The sequence below is a fragment of the Bacillus cereus group sp. MG16 genome, assembly GCF_040459875.1.
Taxonomy (GTDB): domain Bacteria; phylum Bacillota; class Bacilli; order Bacillales; family Bacillaceae_G; genus Bacillus_A; species Bacillus_A paranthracis.
The window spans coordinates 1,165,152-1,190,275 of the sequence record NZ_JARVHE010000001.1 but is presented as its reverse complement, the minus strand read 5'-3'; the positions used below and the strand labels follow the sequence as shown (position 1 = coordinate 1,190,275).

Here is a 25,124-nt window from a genome sequence, read left to right as displayed (position 1 = left end):
ATCCCTACTTTATGCAGTTTTTTTCTTTTTCCATAAAATCGCACCAATTAAAATGAGAACCGCTATCATAACAATTGTACCACCTGGTGCTAAATCAAGTTGATACGAAGCAAACATTCCACCAATTACTGCAATTTCACCAAATAAAATGGAGAAGAAAATTGTTTGTTTAAATCCATTCGCAATACGAATACTTGCTGCAACTGGTAACGTCATTAATGATGATACGAGAAGAACCCCCACTACACGCATTGATACCGCAATGACAAGCGCAACCAATATAATGAAAATAAAATGAATCCACTTTGCACTCAAACCGGTTGATACAGCGTATTCTTCATCAAACGATAGTAAAAATAACTCTTTGTATAATAAAGTAATCGTTACGATAACAACAATTGCTACAATGCCGATAATTATTAAATCCGTACTTGTTACAGCACTTACACTACCAAATAAATAACTAAATAAATCTGTGTTAAACCCATTTGCAAGTGAAATAAAAATAACGCCAATCCCCATTCCTGCTGAAAGAATAATTGGAATTGCTAATTCTTGATAATGTTTATATACAGTACGTAGTTTTTCAATAAGTAACGCCCCACCAATAGAAAAAATCATCCCCATATATAACGGATTTAAAAATCCCCCTGTGAAAATTGTTTTTTCTAGTAGTAAACTTGCAGCAATACCCGATAATGTCACGTGGCTTAATGCATCCGCAATAAGCGACATGCGGCGAATGACAACAAATACACCTATAAGCGGTGCAACCAGTCCTATTAAAATTCCTGCATATAAAGAGTTACGTAAAAAGTCATATTGTAAAAAATCTTGTATCATTATATCCTCCCGTGATGCTCATGCTCGTGTTCTAAACGATGAACATGGTGTCCATATAAGACGGACATTTCTGCATCTTCTAACTCTCGGAACTTTTCTACATTTCCATGGAAATGTAAATGTTTGTTTAAGCATGCAACATGTGTTACTTTCTCGGTAACAGCTCCCATATCATGCGTAACGAGAATTAATGTGATTCCTAGCCTTTTGTTTAAATCCTCTAATATCTCATAAAAACTTTCTACATTCTTCACATCAATTCCAACAGTGGGCTCGTCCAAAATAAGTAATTCAGGATCACTAACGAGCGCACGAGCAATAAATACGCGCTGTTGTTGTCCACCAGAAAGTTCTCCAATATTACGCCCTTGAAACTCACTCATTCCTACATCAGCAATCGCTTTTTCTACCTTTTTCTTATCGTTTTTCGTAAAAAAGCGAAACAGCCCTTTTTTCGAAACGAGTCCCATTGACACAACTTCAAACACAGTTGCCGGAAAACCAGAATTAAAGCTATTTGCCTTTTGCGACACATAACCAACTTTGTTCCATTCTTTAAACTTCTTACTATCAACACCAAACAAACGAATGCTTCCCTGTTTTGGCTTTAAAACACCTAATAAACATTTTAGCAAAGTGGATTTCCCTGAACCATTTGGCCCAACTAAACCTAAAAAAGCTCCCTTCGGAACTTGCAAATTTATATCTTCTAACACATTTCGATCTTCATATCGAAATGACAATCCTTCTATTTCTAATATATTGTTCATAGCATCTCACCTATTTTAATTCAGAATGATTCCGATTTATATCTATTTGAATTATAGTACAGCTTATTATAGTTGTAAACCAATCTGCCTAAAATATATCTACTTTTTCAAGAAACCTTACTATTATAACAAAAAGCAGAGAAAAATTCTCTGCTTTCAAAAGATATTATAATAAATTTTTAGTGAATAGCCGATTTAAACTTACCACCATTTGTCTCTTGTGTACTCATAATCGTAACAAACGCATTCGCATCAATTTCATACACAATTGATTTTAACTTTGTCACTTCTAGACGTGTTACCACTGCATAAATAACTTCTTTTTCTTTATCCGTGTAACCGCCTTTCGCTACAAGCTTTGTAGTTCCACGACCAAGACGATGCAAAATCGCATTTGATACTTCCTCATATTGATCTGATACAATTAAAACAGCTTTCGTTTCATCTAAACCTTGAATGACTGTATCAATTGTTTTGAATGCAATGTAGTACGTCATAACAGAATACATCGCTTGTTCAACACCAAATACAAATGCTGCCCATGCAAAAATGAATAAGTTCACAAACATTACAAATTCGCCTACGGAGAAAGGTAATTTCTTCGTTAATAAAATACCCATAATTTCTGTTCCGTCCATTGATCCACCATGACGAATAACGAGCCCTACACCAAGACCTAAAATAAGACCACCAAACACTGTAGCTAAAATTGGCTCTGTTGTAAATGGCGGAACAGCATGTAACGTTGATTCAATAAACGCTAAAGCTACAATACCGAACGCCGAAGATAACATGAACGTTTTTCCAATTTGCTTATAACCCGAATACATAAATGGGATATTGAGAATAACGACCAAAGTAGAGAAACTTAACCACCAAATATTAGGAGTAAGATAATCTAATATAAGAGAAATACCAATAATTCCACCATCAATAATTTTATTTGGCATTAAAAATAATTCAATCGCTACCGCTGCGCATGCTGCTCCAAAAATAATCATAACTAAACGATACATAAGATGGATAACACTTTCTTTTCGATGTTGCTTCTGCTCCATAAGTCCTCCCTTATACTCTTTTTCTATAGTTTTGTCCTTATATTATAACATACGCTTCTTTTTCTCATGAAAAAAGAAGCTCTATATGAATATGTACAAGCTACGTACTCATATATTTCGATAGAAGAACGTGTGAAGGAGGATAACTCGATGAACCTCATTAAACAACTTGTAAATAAAAAATTAAATCATATTTCTACAAAGGAATTATTGAAATATAGTAAAGAATATGATGTTCCAATTACGACTGCACAAGCTGATCAAATTGTTGGACTTATGAAAGGAAAGAATATTAACATTTACGATAATGACGAACGACTAGCGCTCTTAAAACAAATAGCTCAAGTAACCTCGCCCGCTACTGCCCAACAAGTAAATACTTTATTTCAACAACTACTAAAATAAGGAGGGGATATTCCCCTCCTTATTGCTTATTGCGCTTTAATTTTCTCAAGAAGCCCTTCATCAAAAGTACCATTTTTCAGCATTTCGATTTCCAATTTATATGGCGGCTTCTTGTCCTTTTTATCTTCACCTACATATGGTGTTTCCAGAATTTTTGGTACGTGCATTAATTGCGGATGATGCACAATATGATGCAATGCTTTATAACCGATATGACCGAAACCGATATTTTCATGACGGTCCTTTCCTGCGCCGCGTACATTTTTACTATCATTAATATGAAGTACTTGTAAACGATCGATACCAACAATCTTATCAAATTCGTTTAATACACCGTCAAAGTCATTTACAATGTCATATCCTGCATCGTGCGTATGGCATGTATCAAAGCATACTGATAGTTTTTCATTATATGTTACACCATCAATAATTTTTGCAATTTCTTCAAAGCTACGGCCGCATTCTGTTCCTTTTCCTGCCATCGTTTCTAACGCAATGTTCACCGTCTGATCTGGCGTTAATACTTCATTCAGTCCTTTAATAATTTGTTGAATACCAGCGTCTGCCCCTGCACCAACGTGCGCACCTGGGTGAAGAACGATTTGTTTTGCCACACCTAATGCTGATGTTCTTTCAATTTCCATACGAAGGAAATCTACACCTAATTGGAATGTTTCTGGCTTCGTCGTATTTCCAACATTAATAATATATGGCGCATGTACGATAATCTCTTCGATACCGTTTTGTTCCATATGTTTTCTTCCTGCTTCTATATTCAATTCTTCAATTGGTTTTCTTCTTGTATTTTGCGGTGCACCTGTATAAATCATAAACGTCGTTGCACCGTATGAAACAGCCTCTTCACTTGCTGCTAATAACATTTTCTTACCACTCATAGAAACATGAGATCCAATCTTTAACATACAATCACCTCTTCAATATACAATAGATATAATGATAGCATAATTTGTAGAAATATGTAGTGAATTGTTTTTCCATTCTCCACTGATTATTATCCTCGTAAATAGCTGGATAAAAAAAGATAAGGGAAATCCCTTATCTTTTTTTATTGCTATATTTTCTTTTCACTTTATCACGTTCCGTTGCAAGTTTACGTTTATAGTTTGGTTTTACTTTTTTCGGCTTTTTAATAACTTTTGTTGCCATAACGTCAAGTTCATCATTTGGCTTTTTACGGCTCTTACGACGACGACGCTCACCTAAATCCGCCCACTCATCTCCACGTAAATCTACATGTTTAAACTCGATATGACGTTGTTTTTCTAAACTATCTAACGCTTCTTCGTTTGCTGGATCATAAATCGTCACTGCAATACCTGAATAGCCTGCACGTGCTGTTCTTCCCACTCGGTGAACGAAGAAATCTAAATCTGATGGAAGTTCGTAGTTAATAACATGACTAATTCCTTCAATATCAATACCACGAGCTGCTAAATCAGTTGCAACAATATATTGGAATTCAAGGTCACGAATTTGTTTCATCATTTTTTTACGATCACGAGGTGATAAATCTCCGTGAATTCGTCCAACTTTTAAGCCGCGTTCCGTTAATCCGTCAGCAACTTGATCTGCCATTTTCTTCGTATTCGTGAAAACAACTGCTAAATACGGCTTAAATTGTAGCAACATTCTTTTCACTAAATCGATTTTGTTACGATGTTTAGAAGGCACTAAATAATGCTCGATATTTCCAGCCGCAACTTGTTTTGGATTGATATGAATATGCTCTGGATTCTCCATGTATTTCTTCAGAAACGGTTTTAGTTTTTGAGGAATTGTTGCAGAGAAAACTAACATTTGCAAGTTTTTAGGCATGCGTGCTGCAATTTTGTCTACATCATGAATGAATCCCATATCAAGCATTAAGTCTGCTTCATCGACAATAATAGTATTTGCTTTATGAACAAATAGCGCTTGTGCTTCTACTAAGTCTTTAATACGTCCTGGTGTTCCAACTACAATATGAGGTTGTTTTTTCAACTTTTCAATTGATCGTTGTTTATCAGTTCCACCAATTAAACAACGTGCTGTAATCATTTGATCTTCCGCACAGAACTTTGTTAATTTCACGATTTCTTCGTAAATTTGTTGTGCTAACTCACGAGTAGGCGCTGTAATAACAAGTTGTACTTCTTCACGACCTGGGTTAATTCTGTTCAATGTAGGAAGTAAGTATGCATGTGTTTTCCCAGAACCTGTTTGGGATTGTCCAATTACACTTACACCTTTTTTCACGACCGGGAAAATTTTCTGTTGAATTCCTGTCGGCTCTGTAAAGCGTAGTTCACGAACTGCATCTATTAAAAATGGTTTAAAATCATACTGTGTAAAAGTTTGTTGTGTCATAAGTTACACCTTCTTTCTAAATTTCTACTGCGCGCACAAATCAGTCAAGTCTACATTATATCGAAATCTACAAGTAAAATCCATCTTTAGTTTAGGTTTTTACTTCAAAAACTAACCTTCTTCCCTCTTATTGCATATTGTATGTGTATATACCTAACTGAAGAAAGGAGGATTTCTCACATGTTTCCAAAATCCCCCATGAGGCAAATGTATCCGAATCCAGGGCAGCAACCTTATACACCATATCCAATTCCACAACTACCACCGATGGCACAAAAAAAGAAAGGATTTCTTGCTAAACTCTTTAAAAAACACGATCCAACCGAAGCTTTCATGCAAATGATTCCGCCTTATCGACAAATGGAAGGACCGCCAATGATGCACCAGCAACCGCCACCTCAATATCGACAGCAATATCAGCAACAATACCAACACCAATACCCGCAACAATATCAACAGCAATATCAACCATACATGCAGCAGCATCCCGAGCAAATGATCCCTCCTCAAATGTATGAATCAAACGACACGCGCGGCGGTGCAGCAACTACAGACACATCAAGTAGCGGCATCGGTAGTTTTTTTTCGAATTTAATTTCGAATCCAACTAATATGATAAATAATATCGAAAAAGTATCACAAGTCGTTCAATCTGTAAGCCCTGTCGTCGAACAGTACGGTCCCATTATGCGTAACCTACCAAGCATCGTTAAAATCCTCACCTCCGGAAAAAGTACGGAAGAAAATCCAGCCGAAGATCAAACTGAAGACGTAACAGAAAAGGTTGAAGTAGCAACTCCACCTCCTCCACAAAAAAAAAGAAAAAGAAAAAAAATGGTGATTGAGCCAGCTATAGAAAAAGAAGTGCGAGAGGAGCCTGTTCAAAAAATAGCAACAAAACCAAAACTATATGTGTAACAATCCTTTGTTTTCTATCCACTCCTCCTTTATAATGTAAAAGACTATGCACAAAAGTATCCCTTGTTTAGAAGGAGAGGATTACTCATATGAAAATTGTTAAAATTTCCCCTCGTGGTTATTGCTACGGTGTTGTGGACGCGATGGTTATTGCACGTAACGCCGCATTAGATACATCATTACCAAGACCTATTTATATTTTAGGTATGATTGTTCACAACAAACATGTAACAGATGCGTTCGAAGAAGATGGCATCATCACACTAGATGGTCCAAGTCGATTAGACATTTTAGATAAAATCGATTCTGGTACTGTTATTTTCACTGCACACGGTGTTTCTCCAGAAGTTAAACAACGTGCAAAAGAAAAAGGTTTAACAACAATCGATGCCACTTGTCCAGATGTTACAAAAACACATGACCTTATTGAAGCAAAGAAAGCTGAAGGTTACCATGTCATTTATATCGGCAAAAAAAATCATCCAGAACCAGAAGGCGCAGTTGGTATCGCACCTGACATCGTTCATCTTATCGAAAGAGCCGATGATTTAAAAACATTAGAAATTCCAACGGATAAAATTTTAGTTACAAATCAAACAACGATGAGCCAATGGGATGTGCAACATTTAATGGAGGACATTCAGAAAAAATTCCCAACAGCAGAATTTCATAAGGAAATTTGTTTAGCAACTCAAGTTCGCCAAGAAGCTGTTGCCAAACAAGCTGATGTTGCCGACTTGACAATTGTTGTTGGTGACCCGAAAAGTAATAACTCAAACCGTTTAGCACAAGTATCGCAAGAAATCGCTGGTACGAAAGCATACCGCGTTGCGGACGTAAGTGAAATCAAATTAGAATGGCTACAAGGTGTCGAGAACGTAGCTGTTACAGCAGGCGCTTCTACTCCAACACCAATTACAAAAGAGGTTATCGCTTTCTTAGAGCAATATGACCCAATGAATCCTGCTACATGGGAAAGAGTTCGAAAAGTACCGTTACAAAAAATATTACCTCGTGTAAAAGTGAAAAAAGAACAATAATAAAAACCGTTGCCTATATGAGCAACGGTTTTTATTTTTCTTATACAAATGTAAATGGATCTGTATGTAACTGCGAAGCATGAATATGTACATTCAGTTTCTTTGCATCTGCTTTTTCTTGTAATTGCTTTTGTACACCTTGCTTCATTACCTTTTCAACGTTATGTCCTGGGTCGACGATATTTAAACCGAGCATCATCGCATCATGGGCAACATGATAATACATGTCACCTGTTACATATACATCCGCACCTTTAAATTTAGCTTGATTGATGTATTTGTTACCATCGCCACCAAGTACAGCTACTTTGCGCACTTTATCATCTAATTTCCCAACAACTCGCGCACCCTTTACATCTAACGATTGCTTTACATGTTCCGCAAACTGTCCAAGTGTCATTTCTTCTTGTAAATACCCTATTTTTCCAAGCCCTAACGTTTCACCTTTGTTATCAAGTGGATACACATCATAGGCTACTTCTTCATATGGATGTGCTGTTACCATTGCTTTAATCACTTTTCGTTGTAGTGAAGCTGGAATAATCGTTTCGATTCGCACTTCTTCTACGCGCTCTAACTGTCCAGTTTCCCCGATATAAGGATTTGTCCCCTCTTGAGGTACAAACGTACCTGTACCCTCGCTATTAAACGTACAGTGACTATAATTGCCGATATGACCAGCACCTGCGTCTCCTAATGCTTTTCGTACTTCTTCTGCATGAGTTTCAGGCACAAACACAACAATTTTTTTCATTTCTTCTGCATATGTCGGTGCCAAAACTTCTGTATTTTGCAATCCTAACGCCTCAGCAAGTAAATCATTTACCCCGCCCTTAGCAACATCCACATTTGTATGTGCGGCATAGATTGCAATATCATTTTTAATACACTTTTCAATAATTTTCCCATATGCCTTATCTGTATGAATCGCTTTTAGCGGGTTAAAAATTAAAGGATGATGCGCAATAATGACATTCGCTCCTAATTGAATTGCTTCATCCACAACTTCTTCCGTTACATCTAACGCAATTAATACGTGTTGCACGGGGTTATTAAGCGCTCCAATCTGCAAGCCAATCTTATCTCCTTCCATCGCCAAATGCTTCGGATACATACTTTCAAATAACGAAATAATTTCATGGCCATTTGGAATTTTACTCATGATAAAACCTCCCCTATCATTTTCATTTTCGCTTCTACTTCCGCACGCTTCGCTTTTGTTTCTTCAGAATCAGCCGCACGTTCTAACTGCTTTAAAATATTTTGGAAGTTTTTTAATTCTCCTTCCCACTTTTCAACGAAAGCTTCACTTTTTTCTTTCATTAAAAATGGTCCCATAAATAATTCAGCCTGTTTATTTTCAGAGTAAGGAACCGTGATATTTCCTCGCTCCCCTACTAAAATCTCGTAAATTTTCCCATCTTCTTTTACGATTTTTTCATGGATAAGCTCCCATCCATTCTCAATAAACCATTCACGAATGTGATGCGCTGCAATATTCGGCTGTAAGATTAAACGTGTTACACCTTCTAATTTTTCTTTACCACTTTCTAAAATATCACGAATTAACGCTCCGCCCATTCCAGCAACCGTAATTACATCTACTTCTCCTGGCGCGATAACAGCTAATCCATTCCCTTTACGCACATCTACTTTATCTTGTAAGCCACTTTCAGCTACAGTTGCCTGCGCAGAGCGAAATGGTCCATCTACAACCTCTCCAGCAACTGCTTTAGTAGCAATATTATTTATAATTGTATAACACGGTAAATACGCATGATCCGATCCAATATCGGCAACTGTAGATCCTACTGGTATTTCACGCACAACTTCTTCTAATCGTTTTGAAAGCTTTACTTCATTCATGTATTTCCATTACTCCTTCTCTTGTCAGTCTGTCTCCATGATAATGAATTTATAGTAGTTGTTGCAAGCCTATAACAACAATTCACCTCTCTATCATTCATCGTATTTTAGAAAATATAGAAAAACAAGCCTTTTGCTTAAGCAAAAGGCTTGTCATACGGAACTTTATTTTTTCTTCGATAACCAATCAGCTACTTTAGCGGCTTGATCAGCTGGAACTATATTCGGTGGCATATTGCCTTTTCCTTTCGAAAGAATTTCTTTAATTTCATCCTTTGAAAGTTTCCCACCAATTTTTTGTAAATTAGGTCCTACCGCCCCTTGTAATTGATCACCGTGGCAGCTCGTACAGCTTTGCTTCACAATATCCTCTGGCTTGGATGCTGTTTGTGCTGGCTTCCCGCCATTTTTTGCATCAGCTAACTCTTTAGATTTATTTAGCCCCTGAAATGAAAATACAAACATAACGATAATACCCAATGCTGCAATAAGAGCGAACGGAATCAGCGGATTACGTTTCATATCTCTTCTCCCCCCTCTATACCCCTAAATAGTTAGATGATTCAGTCATTTCCATTGTACTTGAAAACGCTCTATCAGAAAAGAGTAAACTACTAATCGTTAAAAATATTCCATAAATTCAGTTTATTGTTTTTTATTGTTATATCGCTTATTATTTCGATAATTATTAACGTTTCTCATCATATTTTTCACTTTTCTACATATATTTTTGTATAGAATAAACAAAATTAATCGAAAAATCGAAAAATGAGCATTTGCAAATCAAAAGACAATTCTGTAAAATAAATTACAAGAAATTGTAATCGTTGCTGACAGCTAAAGTTTAACAAAAATTAACAAAATAAAAAAGTTTACTTCACAAAAGTGAAGTAAACTTAAAGGTAGCCTATTCTAAGAAATCCTTAAGACGCTTACTACGGCTTGGATGTCTCAATTTACGAAGTGCTTTTGCTTCAATTTGACGGATACGTTCTCTCGTTACGCCGAATACTTTCCCAACTTCTTCAAGCGTACGAGTTCGTCCATCATCTAAACCAAAACGAAGACGTAGAACATTTTCTTCACGATCTGTTAGTGTATCTAACACATCTTCTAATTGTTCTTTTAGCAATTCATACGCTGCATGGTCCGCAGGCGATGTTGCTTCTTGGTCTTCAATGAAATCACCTAAATGGGAGTCATCTTCTTCACCAATCGGTGTTTCAAGAGAAACTGGCTCCTGTGCAATTTTCAAGATTTCACGTACTTTTTCTGGAGCAAGATCCATTTCTTCACCAATCTCTTCAGGAGATGGTTCACGTCCTAAATCTTGTAATAATTGACGTTGTACACGAATTAACTTATTAATCGTTTCAACCATATGAACTGGGATACGAATTGTTCTTGCTTGGTCTGCAATCGCACGTGTAATTGCTTGGCGAATCCACCAAGTTGCATACGTACTAAATTTGAAACCTTTACGATAATCGAACTTTTCAACCGCTTTAATTAGACCCATATTCCCTTCTTGGATTAAGTCTAAGAAAAGCATACCACGGCCCACGTAGCGCTTTGCAATACTTACTACAAGACGTAAGTTTGCTTCTGCAAGACGACGTTTCGCTTCTTCATCGCCTTCTTCAATACGCGTTGCAAGTCGAATTTCTTCTTCTGCAGATAGTAAATCTACACGACCAATTTCTTTTAAATACATACGAACAGGATCGTTGATTTTAACCCCTGGTGGTACACTTAAATCATTGAGGTCGAATTCTTCTTCCGATTTTGCTATTTGGCGATTATTAGGGCCTTCGTCGTTGTCATTGTCGCCAACTAAGTCAATCCCTTGTTCACCTAAATATTCATAGTATTCATCCATTTGATCGGATTCAATTTCAAATCCATTCATGCGTTCTGCAATCTCTTCATATGTAAGAACGCCACGTTTTTTTCCGAGCTCAGTGAGTTGTTCTTTCACTTGCTCAAGGGTCATTTCAGTTTCAATTTGTTTAGAACGAGCTGGTTTGTCAGCCATCTGTTCCCCTCCTTACGCGAGATACAAACATTCATTATACTAAAAATTTATCAAAAAAGCTATTTTCTCGCTTTTTGATTTTGTAAATATGCTACATAATATTTAGCAGCCTCTACAGGATCTGTTTTTTCCATTTGTTTTATCTTGAAGATGATTTCCATCTTTTCAAGTTTTTCTTGATGACGTCTAAGCGTCTCCAAATGGCCTTGTAACACTTCTTCTGTGTATTCTGGATTAATAAATTCATCCGTCGAAATATCAGTAATAATATTTTTCAACTTTTCATCAGAGAGCCAACTTAAAAATGTTCCGACTGAAGGTTCATTTCCCTTTTCATAATATGCGTATAGTTCATATAAAATCCCTTTATGTTCTTCTGTATGAAAATCTTCTATGTGGGATTCCATACGAACGGCCACTTCTGGACTTTGCAACATATGGTAAATAATTTCTCTTTCTGCCCTTTCAAAACCTGTTAACTTCGGTTTTGTTTGAACAATTTGAGACGGCTTAGAAACCTGCTTTACTTGTTTTTGCTGTACCTTTTGTTCTTTGCGATATTGGTGCAATTGATTCAAAAGTGTTTCCATTGAATACGAAAATTCTTGCGATAGTGACTTCAAATATGATTCTGCCTGCATCGCATCCTGTAACAACGATAACTCTTTTAAAACACTTTTCACATACTCTTCTTTGCCCGACTCATCTTGCAAATTTTTCCCTAAACGCAAATAATTTATTTTAAAACCAACAAAACTTATACTTGATTTCACAAGATTTTCAAAAGCAGTTGTCCCATATTGTTGCACATATTCATCAGGATCAAGCTTATCTGGCAAGGATGTAACTTTCACTTGGCAACCAACTTGCAACAATAATTGCCCTGCTTTCATCGTCGCTTCTCGCCCTGCTTTATCACCATCATAGCAAAGAACAACAGTTTCAACGTTACGTCGCAGAAGTTTTGCTTGTTCTTCAGTTAAAGCTGTTCCCATTGTCGCAACAGCTTCTTCCACACCACTTTTTACCGCAGCTAGTACGTCAGCATACCCTTCAAAAAGGACCACTTGCCCACGTTTTCTAATAAACGGCCTCGCTTGGTGGAAGTTATACAACAATTTACTTTTGTGAAAAATTGGTGTTTCTGGGCTATTTAAATATTTCGGAGTGTCATCTCCTAATGCCCTTCCACTAAACGCTATCACTTTACCTTGTAACGTATAGATTGGAAACATAACTCTTCCACGGAAGCGATCATAATGACTACCATCCTTCTCGCTTCTTATGAGAAGACCAGCTTGTTCCATACTTGATAGCGATAAACCTCTTTTTTGTAAGATTTTCGTTGCTGCATCCCAAGCAGGTGACGCATAACCAATTTCAAACTTCTCAATCATCTCTTTTGTAATACCACGTTTTAACAAATACGAAAGTGCTTCATTTCCTTCTTCTGTATTTACTAATAAATGATGATAATACTTTTTCAAAAGTTCATGAGCCTGTTGCATGATGACAGTGTCATCAGATATGTCTTCTTGTTGTCCTTGCCCTGATGTATACTCTGCAACCGCAATTCCATTTCTTTCACCTAGCTTTTGAACAGCTTCGGTAAAAGCCAGTCCTTCCATTTTCATTAGAAAGGAAAATACATTTCCACCTTCTCCACATCCGAAGCAATGAAAAATTTGCTTGTCAGATGAAACAGAGAATGAAGGAGAATTCTCACCATGAAACGGACAAAGGCCGAAATAGTTACGTCCCTGTTTTCTAAGTTGAACGTATTCACCAATCACTTCGACAATATCGGATGATGTCCGAATTTGTTCAACAACTTCTTCAGGAATTCTGTTCCCCATAACTCCATCTCCGTGTCGTATTTTGTATTCGATATAAATTAAAAAATTCCTTTATAATTCGACAATATTTTTTCTAAACTTATTAGAAAATGTTGTCGATCACGTTATCAAGCGATTTTGCAGACCCTTTTCTGCGTAACTTCGCAGATACGTACCTACTATATAAAATTGTATCCATTTGCTCATCTATTACAAATGTACCTCATGGAGACAATACATATGCACTTTTTCATAAGAAGACTAGCAAGCACCATATCCTATGTGATCACGAGATCTGTTTTTTGCATGTTGATACATATAAAGAAATCAACTTTTGCTTATTCAGCATCTACATAGATCCAAATTCCCTCGCTGCTTCCTTAAACGATGAGCATACGATGTGACAAACAAAATTTTGACATGAAATTTCGTTCCAGCTCGCACAATTGTCAGCCTTCACAGTATATGCAGCTGCATCAACTCATACCATATTGATGTTTTGCATATTTCTGTATTCTACATCCCTTCTGCGAATCCTTCCATAATGTGCGTTTTCTTGTATAGATTTTGTCGATTTAACGTAATTACATGTCATTTCTTAAATCCTATCCCTAGTTTATTCTGAAAAATTAAAGTCTAAACGTAAAATATAGGTTTTTATCACAATTTTTTATTATAATATATTTTCTTCAACTACGCTACATATCCCTTTATTTTTTCATCTTCTATTTCAGGATAGCGAAACCCTACCTTTAGCATAATAAAAAGACCGAAAAATATAAGCATAACCACTTCGCTATCATCTATTACGAAATCAGCAGGCACTGTGTTTCTCACGAGCGAAAAAAGCACATTCACCTTTGGTAAATGTGCTAAAACATTTTTTGGTTTTGCACTGCATTCACAATAATGTTAGCTGTTTCTTCAATCGCTTTGTTCGATACATCAATTACTTGACAATTTATTTTACTAACTACATTCTCAAAGTGATCAATCTCTTCTTTAATACGATTAATATTGGCATATGTTGCTCCATCACTTAGTCCAAGTGATTTCAATCGCTCTTTTCGAATATGATTTAACTTCTCTGGCGTAATTTTCAAACCGAAGCATTTTTCTTTAGCCACTTGATATAATTCTTCAGGCGGATCTACTTCTGGTACTAGTGGTACGTTTGCAACTTTCAAACGTTTGTTATGGGCTAAATATTGAGAAAGTGGTGTTTTTGATGTGCGCGAAATCCCAATTAACACGATATCTGCTTTTAAAATACCACGTGCATCTCTACCATCATCATACTTCACAGCAAACTCAATCGCTTCAATCTTTTTAAAGTATTCTTCATCTAACCTACGAACAACACCAGGCTCATATCTAGGCACTTGCCCGGTAATTTCTTCAATTTGATCGATTAGAGGGCCAATAATATCATATGCCTCTACACCTTCTTTTGCAGCCTCTGTCACTAAATATTGGCGCATGTCAGGCTTTACTAACGTAAAACAAATAAGTGCTTGATTGCTCTTAGCAATCGAAATCACTTCTTTTAATGTCCCTGTATCTTCTACATACGGCACACGTCTAATATCAGGAGCAAATGGGAATTGCCCCATTGCTGCTCGAACAACCAAATCAGCCGTTTCTCCTACAGAGTCAGATACGACATATACGATTTTATTATCCATTACATTACCTCACTTTAAACAAATTACACTTATTCGTTATTTACTAAGTTTACAAACGCACGTGTAATATTTGTTTTTGTAATTCGTCCAACCACTTCTAAACCTTGTTTCGTATCTTTTACAACTGGCATCGCATCAATCTGTCTTTCTATTAATTCCATCGCAATATCATATAAAGAATCTTCTCTACGACACATCGCAATGTTTGGCATCCTTGTCATGATAATATTAACCGGAAGTGAGGTTAAATCCTGCTTCCCTAAGCTAGCTCGTAATAAATCTTTACGAGATACAACGCCTACTAATAGAGTCGATTGATCTACAACGAATAATGTACCTACATCCTCTAAAAACATAGTACAAATCGCATCGTATACCGATACATTTTTATCAATTACAACCGGTCTAGATTGATAATCTTGTACTTTAATTTTCTTAACAGCTTCAGATAATAACTGCCCCCCAGTTTTACCCGTATAAAAATAACCTACGCGTGGACGTGCTTCTAAATAACCAGCCATCGTTAAAATTGCTAAGTCTGGTCTTAGCGTTGCACGTGTTAATCCCAATTGCGCAGCAATTGACTCCCCTGTAATAGGACCGTGATCTTTTACAATCTGAATGATATGTTCTTGCCGTTTATTCAGCTCTATGATAATCACCACCTTTAATGCACAACGAAAAAAGTTATACTATCTCTTAAATATTATATACTAAATATGCTATTCGAAAAAGAAAGGATGTAAAAAGGACCGTATACGGCCCCAAGTTATATTTGAAACTTATCAAGTTGTTCTAAGAAACGTCTTGATTTCAAATAAATCCCGCAATATTCATCATAATATGTATTCAATACTAAACGCATTTGTTTTTTTGTGCTATCCTTTACTGATACATTGCCAAGTCTATGTAAATCGAAGTGGTAGAAAAGACGCAATAATTTATGAACGGCTTCCCCCACTGGTATACGATACTGATCTTGCTCAGCATGACGTGAGCACAGAAAACCGCCCTCCCTAACAGAGAAGGCGACAAAATCTGTTTCTTGATGACAAATCGCACATGTATCAAAGTACGGGCGCATCCCTAATACCGGAAGCATTTTCGTTTGATAAATTAATGATAATACTTCTGGATCAACACCCTCACACATATAATGCAACGTTTGATATAACATTTCAAATAAATATGGATTATGTTTTTTATCTTCTGTTGCTTTATCAGTTAACTCAACAATAAATGATGCATAAGCAGTTAAAAATATATCCTCGCGAATTTCTTTCATAGTTGAAATAATCTCGCCTTGTTGCAAAGTTCCAAGTCCAGATCCCATTTGAATAAGAAAATGACCATGTGTCATAAGTTGCGAAACAGATGCTAACCGGCTTTTCGGTTTTTTCGCTCCTCTTGCCATTGGACTTACCTTACCCAATTCTCTTGAGAATATTGTAACAATCTTGTTCGTTTCTCCGTAATCTGTCGTACGGATAACGATGCCCTCAACTTTTTGAAACATGTTCGTCACCATCCAAGGTTTGAACAAAACGGGTCAAGAAATTGGAGAGTCTAGATGCGCTAGCTCCTCTTCATGTTGATCCATCTCATCGTTTACGTCTTTTTCCATTTCTTTCAAAAGCAAATACGTCTCAATGCTTCCTGTTTTGGAGAAAAACTTCCAGGTAAAATCTAGCATAAGAATCCACCTTTCTCAATAAGCGTAGCCTATAAACCAATTTCCTTTGTTGTTATTAAATTGACCCATTTTGTCCATTTTCATGTGAGGAAAATTTTTCCTAATTTATCAAAACTCGTAAAAACCAATAATCAGCGGATGAACAAAACATCCGCTGATTACAGCTTTACTCTATTTTAATACTCGTCTTCGCGGAAACCAAGGTCACGAAGCTGAGACATTTTATTACGCCAATCTTTTTGCACTTTTACCCATACTTCTAAAAATACTTTAGAACCAAGTAATGCTTCAATATCAAAACGAGCTCGCTTACCGACTTCTTTTAACATCTTCCCTTGTTTTCCGATAATAATCCCTTTTTGCGACGGACGTTCCACAACAATCGTTGCATTAATATAAACTGCCCCGCCCTCGCGTTTTTGAATTGCATCGATAACAACAGCTACAGAATGCGGCACTTCTTCACGTGTTAAATGTAGTACTTTCTCACGAATAAGCTCTGCAATAATAAATCTCTCCGGATGATCCGTTACTTGATTATCTGGGTAGTATTGTGGTCCTTCCGGTAAATACTTTTTAATTGTACCAATTAGGGCCTCTACGTTATTACCGTCTAATGCAGAAATTGGTACGATTTCTGCAAAGTCATGTAATTTGCGATATTGATCAATTAACTCTAATAATTGTTCTGGGTGAACTTGGTCAATTTTATTAATAACTAAAAATACTGGTTGTTTCGTTTCTTTTAACTTCTCGATGATGAATTCTTCACCACGACCAAAGCCTTCAACAGCATTCACCATAAATAGAACGATATCAACTTCTTTTAATGTCGTTTGCGCCATCTTCACCATGAAGTCGCCTAGTTTATGTTTCGGTTTATGTATTCCTGGTGTATCAATAAAAATTACTTGTGAATCATTTTCTGTATATACACCTTGAATTTTATTACGAGTTGTTTGTGGCTTGTCACTCATAATAGCAATTTTTTGACCAATAATACGATTTAAAAATGTAGATTTCCCAACATTCGGTCTGCCAATAATAGAGACAAAACCTGATTTATAACCTTTTCTATTCATGTAAATCCTCCGCTAAAAATGCTCCTGGTAACAATTCCCCGACTGTTGTCTCTTGAACGTCACCATGTAAATTTGATAGGTATACTTTCGTATCCTGTTTACATAATTCTACCATAACTTGTCGACATGCTCCACAAGGAGGTACTGGACGCTTCGTATCCGCCACAATTGCGATAGCTACAAACTCTTTATCTCCTTCAGAAACCGCCTTAAATAAAGCTGTTCTTTCTGCACAGTTACATAAGCCATATGAAGCATTCTCAACATTACATCCACGATATACTTTTCCATCCTGCGTTAATAATGCTGCACCTACTTGAAATTTAGAATATGGTACGTACGCTTGTTTACGCGCTTCGATTGCTTCTTGAATTAATTGTTGACCATTCATATTCCCGCATCCTTCCTGTTCACAGCTGTGAATAGATACACTCTCTTATTAAAGGCCTTTACGGCACCTTCAAAGCTTAAGAAAAGCTTTGGAATGCAACTATACCACATACGGTAAAAAGATAATAGCACCAATTATAACGGCTATTATCGCAAACAATAAAACCGCTCCCGCTGCGACATCCTTTGCGACCTTCGCAAACGGATGTATATCGGTAGTCGCTAAATCTACTGTTTTTTCCACAGCCGTATTTACCATCTCTAAACTCATTACAATTCCTATTACAATAAGTAATACCATCCATTCTACTTTTGTAATATGGAAATAAAAGCCGCAGCATATAACAACAACTGCGGCTAAATAATGAATTTTCATATTTCGTTCATGACGAAGACAAAAGAATATACCGACTATAGCATACCCAAAACTATCTATAAGTTTTCCTTTTTTCATCGTCCTAATCCAAATGCTTCTAAAATTTCTTTTTGTCTTCCGAACATTTCTTTTTCATCCTCTTCTGTCATGTGGTCATAACCAAGTAAATGTAAAAAGCCATGTAACGCTAAAAAGCCAAGTTCACGATCAAAAGAATGTCCATACTCTTCAGCTTGTTCTTTCGCTCTCGGAATAGAAATAATAAGATCACCTAACATACGCGGCATCTCTACACCTACAATTTCCATTTCTCCTTCTCCCATTTCTTCCATAGCAAAAGAAATGACATCAGTAGGCTGATCCTTATCTCGGTAATCACGATTAATCTCGCGAATGCGTTCGTTATCTACAAATGTTACTGATAACTCTGCACCATCCTCTATTTTTTCCATTTGAGCTGCTTTTCCTAATATCTCACGAATTAAATTCACATACTCTTCTTTCACTTCTTCTGTTTCATCAATGAAATCAATTAATAAACTCATTCTTTCTCCTTATCTTCCGGTGGTTCCGGATATGTAATACGCGAATGGAAAATACCATTTAACGTTTCACATAACGTTTTTCCAACGATTTGTAGTTCCTTAAATGTCAAATCACATTCACTAAATTGCCCATCTTGCAGGCGATCTTTAATAATACTTTGTACTAAATTATTAATTTGATCTGGCGTTGGGTGATTCATAGAACGTACCGCTGCCTCAACACTATCCGCAATACCAACGATTGCCGATTCTTTAGAAGTTGCTTTTGATCCCGGATAACGGAACATCTCTTCTGTATATTTTTCTTTATCTTCTTTAATCGCCTTATAATAAAAATATTTCAGGAGCGTTGTACCATGATGTTGTCCAGCAATATCGATAATTTCTTGCGGAATATGGTATTCTTCGAGCATCTTTACTCCATCGGTTACATGAGCAATGATAATATCTTTACTCGTCACAGGATCTAATTTATCATGCGGATTTTCAATTCCCATCTGGTTTTCAATAAAGAATTGTGGTTGTACTGTTTTTCCTACATCATGATAGTACGCCCCTACACGCGCTAATACACCATTTGCTCCAACTGCTTCACAAGCCGCCTCAGAAAGATTCGCTACCATTACACTATGGTGATATGTCCCTGGCGCTTCTAATAAAATTCTACGCAACAGCGGATGATTCGGACTTGATAATTCCATAAGCTTCATACTTGATACAATTCCAAGTCCACTTTCTAAATATGGTAATATCCCCATAGCCAAAACGGATGAGATAATTCCTGAAAGGGAAGCCATTAATAATTGGGTACCAATTTCAAGAGGCGAAAAATTCCCATTACGTAATAATAATAACGCCGCCAAGACGACTACATTTAAGATTGAAACGAGTATACCAGCTTGTAAAATCATCGTACGACGATTTTTTTCTCTTAAGAAAATGCTCACTGATAATGAACTTAATAACACATAAATGCCTACACTATAATTTAGTGTACTTGTTACTCCTTCATTAAACATAATACTTCCGCACACAGAAAAAATCATACTTGTTAAAAATACAAATCGATCGCCAATCATTAGTTTTACAAGTATCGTTCCCATCGCAACTGGGACAACATACGCAATTCCTGCATATTCAAGCTTTTGAAACAAACTAATAATTTTCATTAAAACAATCGTGATAGACAAAATTGTAATATACGCTAAAATGTACGGTTTGTCTTCTCTTTTCCGCTGTAAAAATACTTCAAACTGTTTATGCATAAAGTATAGTAACACACCAATGAGCACCGCTAATCCAACATAAGGCTGAAAACTATTACCTTTTTCTAATAAACCGACTAATTTCAACTGATTATACATATCACTTGAAATTGTTTCACCTTCTCTAACAATAACTTGTCCTTGAAGAATATAAACAGGTGGAACTAAATCTTCTTCTGCTTTCTTCTTCTCTTTCGTTACAGCCGGATCATAGAAATAATTTGCTGTAATCGCATATGATCCTAGTGCATTCACAGCTTCTTTCAATCCGCTATTCACATTCAGGCTTTTCATTTCATTAACAAATCGCTCTTTCGCCGCCATTTCTTCGGACATTTTAATATTTCCACCCATGATAACGCTAACAGACGTTAAAGCCGCATTCTTTGCTAATTCTAATTGATCCGGTTCTGCATTAATAAAGTATAATAAATTCTCATCCGATAATTCCTTCGTTAAATTGGATGGCAACTTCTTCTTCAACTTTTCTAATTTATTCGCATCGGTCATCTTTTTTTGCTCTTCAGGTCCAGCAGCTTTCATCTCCTGAATTACTTCATTCACCTTAGCAAAAACATCATTTACAATATCTACTCTATTTTGTTTATATTCACTTCTATATGTATATTGATCCCCGACTTTTTGAGCGGCCTCTTGTTTTTTTCTTTCCGTTATAACCTTATCTTCAATTTTAATAGGAGAATGAATTGTTTTTTTCGCAATAGAATACATATCAACATCTAATTGCTCTGGTTTCACATTATTCATAAGTGCAAAAAACAGCACCGCCCCTAATAAAACGTAAGAAATCCAACTTAGTTTTTTCGAATGTTGTAAATTACGAAACCACTTAGAAATTTCTTGAGATCTTAACATGATTTCAATACCTTCTCCTCTCTAGAAATAAAGTGAAACTATTTATAGCTTTCATTTCTTCTAGCCAACGATACTTTTAGGTAACATTTTTATACACCAGTACCTATAGTTTATTTCTCTTATCTTTTATGATAGTAAAAAATATGCCGTTCGCCAACCTTAATACAAAAAGAAATGATCCTGACAAATAGGATCATTCCATTTTATCATATGCCTCAATAATACGTTGTACCAGTGGATGCCTTACAACGTCCGTTTGTTCTAACGTAATGAATGAAAGACCTGATACACCAGATAAAATGTTAGCGGCTAGCGTAAGCCCTGATTTTACCCCTTTTGGTAAGTCTACTTGTGAAGGGTCCCCCGTAATAACCATTTTAGAACTAAAACCTAATCTAGTTAAAAACATTTTTATTTGTGCACCCGTTGTATTTTGCGCTTCATCTAAAATAACAAATGAATCATCGAGCGTACGTCCTCTCATATAAGCAAGAGGCGCGATTTCAATTACACCTCTCTCCATCATACGCTGCGTATATTCTTGTCCAAGAATATCGTGCAGAGCATCATACAATGGACGTAAGTACGGATCTACCTTCTCTTTCAAATCACCTGGTAAAAATCCTAAACTTTCTCCAGCTTCTACAGCCGGTCTCGTTAAAATGATTTTCTTTACATACCCTTGCTTTAAAGCTCTTACAGCCATTACTACAGCTAAGTATGTTTTCCCAGTCCCGGCAGGTCCTATTCCAAATACAATATCATTTTTCTTCATTGCATGAATATATCTTCTTTGTCCCATCGTTTTTACACGAATGGATTTACCTTTTGCCGTTTTAAAGATTTCTTCTTCATATAACTCTTCAAATTGAGCAATTTTCCCTTGTTGTGCGAGCTGAATTGCATACGCAACATCTCTTTCTGTAATTGACACACCTTTTCGAATAACAACAAGTAGTTGTTGTAAGATTTTTTCTACGAGTGTCACAGTTTCAACTGCTCCAGATGCATGAACAGTTTCACCTCTAGTTACGATTGATACATTCAGTTCCCGTTCAATTACTTTCAAATGAGCATCATTGACTCCAAAAAGAGCGATTGCTTCGTTAGTATTTTCCAATTGTTGGTTCATTTCTACTAATTGTTCTGCCATTACTCAGTCTCCTTGAATATCGGATTCGGATATTGGTTGTGGCTCTGCAATATTTTCAATCACAGTATAATGCAAAGTGACTTTTAGTTGATCCGCCTCAACCTCTTTACTCAAAATCTTATCACTTACAATCATAGCATGTTCATCCAATTTTTTCTTTAGTTCTTTTTCAGCCATCTCTTTTGCTACTTTCATTGCCTGTTTTTCTGTATATTCTCGGTTCGCCTCTTCCTCTTCTCGCACTACATCTTTTTCATATGCAATCGGCAGTGTAAAACCAAATAATTTCACATCATGTTTTACACTTTCCGTACGAGAACGTTTATACTTATCATGCTGAAATCCCCATATTTTTATTTTTGTACTCCCAAATGTAAGGTAATGCTCATTATACGTATTACCAGTATATACTTGAAATTGCGTCTTGAGCGGTACATTCACCTCAGATGTGTACCACGTTTCTCCATATACAATACCTTTCGCCGAAACAATGGTTGGACTCTCCTCATTACCGTATATCCCTGATACGAGAAGCTGCCCTTTTTCTACATGATCATTTTTTAAAACGACTGGTTTTCCAACTTCAACAAATGTTTTTGTAACAATCGCTTCTTTTTTTGCCACTAAATTTTGCGGCCTTTGTTCTTTTTCTTTTTTCGGCTCATTTTTTTCAACAATTTTAAAATGGTACGTCGTTCCCCTTACTTCTAGTCCTGCCCAAGTAATCGCATTAATATTGTCCGTCAAATGACGTTGTACATCTTCTACACTAGGCATTTGGAATTGTAATTTTCCTTTTTTAATACCCATTTTATCCAATTCTTTCATCAATATATATTCTGTTTCAGGTTTCGCTCCCGTAATTTCAATTTTCCAAACCATATTCGATAATGCAATCATGCCAAAGAAGAAAATTAAAAAACCAATTAAGAATCCACTATTTTTAATTAAGCGCTTATTCCAAAATGGAAAACCGTAACGCCCAATAAAATATAGTTTACACTCATTTTTTCTATAAATCGGCTTTATTTTTTTCACATCTCGTAATAGCATACAAAAGACTAACGTTTCATCGGCGATTTTCTTAACGTCCCAAACTAATAATTTTCTACGCACACATTCGTTAACAAACCGCTCCGCTCCTCTACCTTCAATTCGTACCTTTACATATCCAAGCCACTTTATAAACCATTTATTTTTCATCTACTACCTTCACTACCTTTCCAAAAGTAGACACACTACTTTTCACTTTAATTAGCAAAATAGCTCGTACGAAAATGAAATAAAGAGTTTTATTTTCCATAAATAGCGGGATAAAGTGAGACTTTAATCAGCCCTCACCAATTGGACTTTAATGGACAGCCCGACCCCCACCTAACTTCTTTGCTTTCGCTGAATTTTGAGGCGGGGGCTTACTGTCCATTAAAGCGGGATAAACTTAAATAGTAGGGGCAAATCATTAGAATAAAGAAGAAAAACTTCACATACGGAAGTTTCCCTTACTTCTCTTTCTGTTCGTCTTCTAAAAACGTCACTTGCTCAATTATCCCTTCAAGCAAAAGTTCTTCCGGAAGGATTGTTTTAATAACAAAGGACTGCCCCTTAATTAATAACTGACCATGCTTTAACAACAATCTTACTTCTTTATCTGAAAACACTAATAAACCTCGATGATTTTCTATATAGATATGCACTTGCCCAACAAGCGTGATCCGAGGTAGATCCATTAGCACATCCACTGGTAGGTCTATTTGCTTCGTTAACCAATTCTTCATTTGTTCTAATTTTTTCATCCCAAAAGACCCCCTCTCATCCCATATGTATGAAAAAAGAGCTTGTAATATCACGTCCAAACTGAAAAAAGCATAAAAAAACGTCTCATACGAAATGAGACGTTTTTTTATGCTAATAGCTGGATAACCAGCTTATTCACAAGCGATCCATCTGTTTTACCTTTTACTTTCGGCATAACAGCAGTCATCACCTTACCCATATCTGCTTTAGACGTCGCACCAACTTCAGAAATAACTTGCTTGATTATATCAACTAGCTCTTCTTCCGTTAATTGCTCCGGCAAATATGCGCTTAAAATCTGAATTTCACTTTGCAGTTTATTAACAAGGTCTTCACGACCAGCTTTTTTAAATTCAAGGAGGGAGTCCTTATGCTGTTTTACTTCACGAGCTAAAACTGTTAGTTCCTCTTCTTCAGTAAGAGTATGCTGTAGTTTAATACCTTCATTTTGTAAAGCAGCCTTAACCATACGAATGACGGTTAATTTTTCTTTTTGTTTATTCTTCATCGCTTGTTTCATATCATCGTTTAAACGACCGAGAAGACTCATAACTTACACCCTCTCTTAGAATTTACGCTTTCTTGCCGCTTCAGATTTCTTCTTACGTTTTACACTTGGTTTTTCATAAAACTCGCGCTTTCTTGCTTCAGCAAGTGTACCAGTTTTAGAAACCGATCTTTTAAAACGGCGAAGTGCATCCTCCAAAGACTCGTTTTTACGAACGACTGTTTTTGACATTCTCTTTCCCTCCCTCCGAAACATCACACTTACATACTAACTCCAGCATGCAAAAAGAAACACTTCTTCAGCATGTCTTTTACGATTATAATACATTTTATCACTTCAGGTCAACTATTTGACAGAATAAAAGAAGAAGAGATGCTCTTCCTTTTTCAAAAACTATGCAGATAGCTGTTATCTTTTCCCCTGAAGGCAACTATATTTTTGTCATTATACCTTTTTTCATGCAGAAACGTACGGAGAAACTACTCATTTCGTACATTTTCAGTACTTAACTTCTCCACTAAAAAAAGAAAGCATGCAAATCGTTTCCGTTTGCATGCTTTTTTATCCCGATTGGTGCGGGCTAATAATGAGCGGGGAATGAATCCCACGCTCATTAAAGT

The 25,124-nt window shown here is 36.3% G+C and carries 27 protein-coding genes; 3 read left to right on the top strand and 24 right to left on the bottom strand.

What is annotated here, in order from left to right; translation table 11 throughout:
- Positions 1 to 9 precede the first annotated feature (9 nt).
- The 3 genes from QCI73_RS06165 to QCI73_RS06155 all read right to left on the bottom strand — a co-directional run bounded on the left by QCI73_RS06165 (position 10) and on the right by QCI73_RS06155 (position 2,671).
- Positions 10 to 843: a metal ABC transporter permease gene (locus tag QCI73_RS06165; RefSeq protein ID WP_000613823.1), complete on the bottom strand. Its 834-nt coding sequence runs from the start codon at positions 841 to 843 to the stop codon at positions 10 to 12.
- Complete coding sequence (locus tag QCI73_RS06160) at positions 843 to 1,613, bottom strand: metal ABC transporter ATP-binding protein (RefSeq protein WP_001059652.1); 771 nt, start codon at positions 1,611 to 1,613, stop codon at positions 843 to 845. The genes QCI73_RS06165 and QCI73_RS06160 overlap by 1 nt, the downstream gene beginning before the upstream one ends.
- 179 nt (positions 1,614 to 1,792) lie before the next feature.
- Complete coding sequence (locus tag QCI73_RS06155; protein WP_000435966.1) at positions 1,793 to 2,671, bottom strand: YitT family protein; 879 nt, start codon at positions 2,669 to 2,671, stop codon at positions 1,793 to 1,795.
- 150 nt (positions 2,672 to 2,821) lie between these two features.
- Here QCI73_RS06155 and QCI73_RS06150 point away from each other — a divergent pair, with 150 nt between their 5' ends.
- Positions 2,822 to 3,076, top strand: a complete 255-nt coding sequence (locus QCI73_RS06150; protein WP_001048963.1) for a DUF2624 domain-containing protein — start codon at positions 2,822 to 2,824, stop codon at positions 3,074 to 3,076.
- Positions 3,077 to 3,102: 26 nt separating this feature from the next.
- Here QCI73_RS06150 and QCI73_RS06145 read toward each other — a convergent pair whose 3' ends face one another.
- Positions 3,103 to 3,999 (bottom strand): deoxyribonuclease IV, encoded by an 897-nt coding sequence (locus tag QCI73_RS06145; protein ID WP_000912469.1) that lies wholly within the window; start codon positions 3,997 to 3,999, stop codon positions 3,103 to 3,105.
- A 133-nt stretch (positions 4,000 to 4,132) separates the two neighbouring features.
- Positions 4,133 to 5,443, bottom strand: a complete 1,311-nt coding sequence (locus QCI73_RS06140) for a DEAD/DEAH box helicase (protein WP_353822649.1) — start codon at positions 5,441 to 5,443, stop codon at positions 4,133 to 4,135.
- 180 nt (positions 5,444 to 5,623) lie between these two features.
- Between QCI73_RS06140 and vrrA the strand changes: the two genes are divergently transcribed.
- On the top strand, positions 5,624 to 6,361 hold the full coding sequence (gene vrrA, locus QCI73_RS06135; protein ID WP_353822648.1) for a VrrA/YqfQ family protein: 738 nt from the start codon (positions 5,624 to 5,626) through the stop codon (positions 6,359 to 6,361).
- A gap of 89 nt (positions 6,362 to 6,450) precedes the next feature.
- Positions 6,451 to 7,401, top strand: a complete 951-nt coding sequence (locus QCI73_RS06130; RefSeq protein ID WP_000706669.1) for a 4-hydroxy-3-methylbut-2-enyl diphosphate reductase — start codon at positions 6,451 to 6,453, stop codon at positions 7,399 to 7,401.
- A 40-nt stretch (positions 7,402 to 7,441) separates the two neighbouring features.
- On the opposite strand, the gene QCI73_RS06125 is transcribed toward QCI73_RS06130, so the two are convergent.
- The 19 genes from QCI73_RS06125 to rpsU all read right to left on the bottom strand — a co-directional run bounded on the left by QCI73_RS06125 (position 7,442) and on the right by rpsU (position 24,735).
- Positions 7,442 to 8,563 carry a Nif3-like dinuclear metal center hexameric protein gene (locus QCI73_RS06125; protein ID WP_353822647.1) on the bottom strand — a complete coding sequence of 374 codons (1,122 nt, stop codon included), beginning with the start codon at positions 8,561 to 8,563 and terminating at the stop codon, positions 7,442 to 7,444.
- Positions 8,560 to 9,267 carry a tRNA (adenine(22)-N(1))-methyltransferase gene (locus QCI73_RS06120; RefSeq protein WP_001006540.1) on the bottom strand — a complete coding sequence of 236 codons (708 nt, stop codon included), beginning with the start codon at positions 9,265 to 9,267 and terminating at the stop codon, positions 8,560 to 8,562. The genes QCI73_RS06125 and QCI73_RS06120 overlap by 4 nt, the downstream gene beginning before the upstream one ends.
- A gap of 165 nt (positions 9,268 to 9,432) precedes the next feature.
- On the bottom strand, positions 9,433 to 9,789 hold the full coding sequence (gene cccA / locus QCI73_RS06115; RefSeq protein WP_000828145.1) for a cytochrome c550: 357 nt from the start codon (positions 9,787 to 9,789) through the stop codon (positions 9,433 to 9,435).
- Between the two features lie 385 nt (positions 9,790 to 10,174).
- Entirely contained in the window at positions 10,175 to 11,302 is a 1,128-nt protein-coding gene (gene rpoD / locus QCI73_RS06110) for an RNA polymerase sigma factor RpoD (RefSeq protein WP_000764060.1), read from the bottom strand.
- A gap of 59 nt (positions 11,303 to 11,361) precedes the next feature.
- Positions 11,362 to 13,158 (bottom strand): DNA primase, encoded by a 1,797-nt coding sequence (dnaG, locus tag QCI73_RS06105; protein WP_000528216.1) that lies wholly within the window; start codon positions 13,156 to 13,158, stop codon positions 11,362 to 11,364.
- An 851-nt stretch (positions 13,159 to 14,009) separates the two neighbouring features.
- Complete coding sequence (locus QCI73_RS06100) at positions 14,010 to 14,822, bottom strand: pyruvate, water dikinase regulatory protein (RefSeq protein ID WP_000368943.1); 813 nt, start codon at positions 14,820 to 14,822, stop codon at positions 14,010 to 14,012.
- A gap of 29 nt (positions 14,823 to 14,851) precedes the next feature.
- A complete protein-coding gene (ccpN, locus tag QCI73_RS06095; protein WP_000583759.1) occupies positions 14,852 to 15,484 on the bottom strand; it encodes a transcriptional regulator CcpN in 633 nt (210 codons plus the stop codon).
- A gap of 107 nt (positions 15,485 to 15,591) precedes the next feature.
- Positions 15,592 to 16,338, bottom strand: coding sequence for a DNA repair protein RecO (gene recO / locus QCI73_RS06090; RefSeq protein WP_353822646.1), 747 nt, complete (start codon positions 16,336 to 16,338; stop codon positions 15,592 to 15,594).
- A 33-nt stretch (positions 16,339 to 16,371) separates the two neighbouring features.
- The gene (locus QCI73_RS06085; RefSeq protein ID WP_000883924.1) at positions 16,372 to 16,515 is read right to left on the bottom strand and encodes a YqzL family protein; all 144 of its coding nucleotides are present in this window, start codon (positions 16,513 to 16,515) and stop codon (positions 16,372 to 16,374) included.
- A gap of 176 nt (positions 16,516 to 16,691) precedes the next feature.
- Entirely contained in the window at positions 16,692 to 17,597 is a 906-nt protein-coding gene (era, locus tag QCI73_RS06080; protein ID WP_001080241.1) for a GTPase Era, read from the bottom strand.
- The gene (locus tag QCI73_RS06075) at positions 17,590 to 17,988 is read right to left on the bottom strand and encodes a cytidine deaminase (RefSeq protein ID WP_001014347.1); all 399 of its coding nucleotides are present in this window, start codon (positions 17,986 to 17,988) and stop codon (positions 17,590 to 17,592) included. The genes era and QCI73_RS06075 overlap by 8 nt, the downstream gene beginning before the upstream one ends.
- A gap of 99 nt (positions 17,989 to 18,087) precedes the next feature.
- Complete coding sequence (locus QCI73_RS06070; protein WP_000715482.1) at positions 18,088 to 18,441, bottom strand: diacylglycerol kinase family protein; 354 nt, start codon at positions 18,439 to 18,441, stop codon at positions 18,088 to 18,090.
- Positions 18,438 to 18,908: an rRNA maturation RNase YbeY gene (ybeY, locus tag QCI73_RS06065; RefSeq protein WP_000054692.1), complete on the bottom strand. Its 471-nt coding sequence runs from the start codon at positions 18,906 to 18,908 to the stop codon at positions 18,438 to 18,440. Before ybeY ends, QCI73_RS06070 begins: the two co-directional genes overlap by 4 nt.
- Positions 18,905 to 21,049 carry an HD family phosphohydrolase gene (locus tag QCI73_RS06060; RefSeq protein WP_000946450.1) on the bottom strand — a complete coding sequence of 715 codons (2,145 nt, stop codon included), beginning with the start codon at positions 21,047 to 21,049 and terminating at the stop codon, positions 18,905 to 18,907. The genes ybeY and QCI73_RS06060 overlap by 4 nt, the downstream gene beginning before the upstream one ends.
- A gap of 193 nt (positions 21,050 to 21,242) precedes the next feature.
- Positions 21,243 to 22,202, bottom strand: coding sequence for a PhoH family protein (locus QCI73_RS06055; protein WP_000840516.1), 960 nt, complete (start codon positions 22,200 to 22,202; stop codon positions 21,243 to 21,245).
- A 3-nt stretch (positions 22,203 to 22,205) separates the two neighbouring features.
- On the bottom strand, positions 22,206 to 23,405 hold the full coding sequence (gene yqfD / locus QCI73_RS06050) for a sporulation protein YqfD (RefSeq protein ID WP_000792485.1): 1,200 nt from the start codon (positions 23,403 to 23,405) through the stop codon (positions 22,206 to 22,208).
- A 296-nt stretch (positions 23,406 to 23,701) separates the two neighbouring features.
- Positions 23,702 to 23,995, bottom strand: a complete 294-nt coding sequence (gene yqfC, locus QCI73_RS06045) for a sporulation protein YqfC (protein ID WP_000732266.1) — start codon at positions 23,993 to 23,995, stop codon at positions 23,702 to 23,704.
- Positions 23,996 to 24,102: 107 nt separating this feature from the next.
- The gene (locus QCI73_RS06040; protein ID WP_000054571.1) at positions 24,103 to 24,546 is read right to left on the bottom strand and encodes a GatB/YqeY domain-containing protein; all 444 of its coding nucleotides are present in this window, start codon (positions 24,544 to 24,546) and stop codon (positions 24,103 to 24,105) included.
- A gap of 15 nt (positions 24,547 to 24,561) precedes the next feature.
- Complete coding sequence (rpsU, locus tag QCI73_RS06035) at positions 24,562 to 24,735, bottom strand: 30S ribosomal protein S21 (RefSeq protein WP_000048061.1); 174 nt, start codon at positions 24,733 to 24,735, stop codon at positions 24,562 to 24,564.
- Between the last annotated feature and the right edge of the window lie 389 nt (positions 24,736 to 25,124).

Coding starts and splice junctions, on each gene's coding strand:
- QCI73_RS06165 (WP_000613823.1), bottom strand. CDS start 843: ATGATACAAGATTTTTTACAATATGACTTTTTACGTAACTCTTTATAT.
- QCI73_RS06160 (WP_001059652.1), bottom strand. CDS start 1,613: ATGAACAATATATTAGAAATAGAAGGATTGTCATTTCGATATGAAGAT.
- QCI73_RS06155 (WP_000435966.1), bottom strand. CDS start 2,671: ATGGAGCAGAAGCAACATCGAAAAGAAAGTGTTATCCATCTTATGTAT.
- QCI73_RS06150 (WP_001048963.1), top strand. CDS start 2,822: ATGAACCTCATTAAACAACTTGTAAATAAAAAATTAAATCATATTTCT.
- QCI73_RS06145 (WP_000912469.1), bottom strand. CDS start 3,999: ATGTTAAAGATTGGATCTCATGTTTCTATGAGTGGTAAGAAAATGTTA.
- QCI73_RS06140 (WP_353822649.1), bottom strand. CDS start 5,443: ATGACACAACAAACTTTTACACAGTATGATTTTAAACCATTTTTAATA.
- vrrA (WP_353822648.1), top strand. CDS start 5,624: ATGTTTCCAAAATCCCCCATGAGGCAAATGTATCCGAATCCAGGGCAG.
- QCI73_RS06130 (WP_000706669.1), top strand. CDS start 6,451: ATGAAAATTGTTAAAATTTCCCCTCGTGGTTATTGCTACGGTGTTGTG.
- QCI73_RS06125 (WP_353822647.1), bottom strand. CDS start 8,563: ATGAGTAAAATTCCAAATGGCCATGAAATTATTTCGTTATTTGAAAGT.
- QCI73_RS06120 (WP_001006540.1), bottom strand. CDS start 9,267: ATGAATGAAGTAAAGCTTTCAAAACGATTAGAAGAAGTTGTGCGTGAA.
- cccA (WP_000828145.1), bottom strand. CDS start 9,789: ATGAAACGTAATCCGCTGATTCCGTTCGCTCTTATTGCAGCATTGGGT.
- rpoD (WP_000764060.1), bottom strand. CDS start 11,302: ATGGCTGACAAACCAGCTCGTTCTAAACAAATTGAAACTGAAATGACC.
- dnaG (WP_000528216.1), bottom strand. CDS start 13,158: ATGGGGAACAGAATTCCTGAAGAAGTTGTTGAACAAATTCGGACATCA.
- QCI73_RS06100 (WP_000368943.1), bottom strand. CDS start 14,822: ATGGATAATAAAATCGTATATGTCGTATCTGACTCTGTAGGAGAAACG.
- recO (WP_353822646.1), bottom strand. CDS start 16,338: ATGTTTCAAAAAGTTGAGGGCATCGTTATCCGTACGACAGATTACGGA.
- QCI73_RS06085 (WP_000883924.1), bottom strand. CDS start 16,515: ATGCTAGATTTTACCTGGAAGTTTTTCTCCAAAACAGGAAGCATTGAG.
- era (WP_001080241.1), bottom strand. CDS start 17,597: ATGAATAGAAAAGGTTATAAATCAGGTTTTGTCTCTATTATTGGCAGA.
- QCI73_RS06075 (WP_001014347.1), bottom strand. CDS start 17,988: ATGAATGGTCAACAATTAATTCAAGAAGCAATCGAAGCGCGTAAACAA.
- QCI73_RS06070 (WP_000715482.1), bottom strand. CDS start 18,441: ATGAAAAAAGGAAAACTTATAGATAGTTTTGGGTATGCTATAGTCGGT.
- ybeY (WP_000054692.1), bottom strand. CDS start 18,908: ATGAGTTTATTAATTGATTTCATTGATGAAACAGAAGAAGTGAAAGAA.
- QCI73_RS06060 (WP_000946450.1), bottom strand. CDS start 21,049: ATGTTAAGATCTCAAGAAATTTCTAAGTGGTTTCGTAATTTACAACAT.
- QCI73_RS06055 (WP_000840516.1), bottom strand. CDS start 22,202: ATGGCAGAACAATTAGTAGAAATGAACCAACAATTGGAAAATACTAAC.
- yqfD (WP_000792485.1), bottom strand. CDS start 23,405: ATGAAAAATAAATGGTTTATAAAGTGGCTTGGATATGTAAAGGTACGA.
- yqfC (WP_000732266.1), bottom strand. CDS start 23,995: ATGAAAAAATTAGAACAAATGAAGAATTGGTTAACGAAGCAAATAGAC.
- QCI73_RS06040 (WP_000054571.1), bottom strand. CDS start 24,546: ATGAGTCTTCTCGGTCGTTTAAACGATGATATGAAACAAGCGATGAAG.
- rpsU (WP_000048061.1), bottom strand. CDS start 24,735: ATGTCAAAAACAGTCGTTCGTAAAAACGAGTCTTTGGAGGATGCACTT.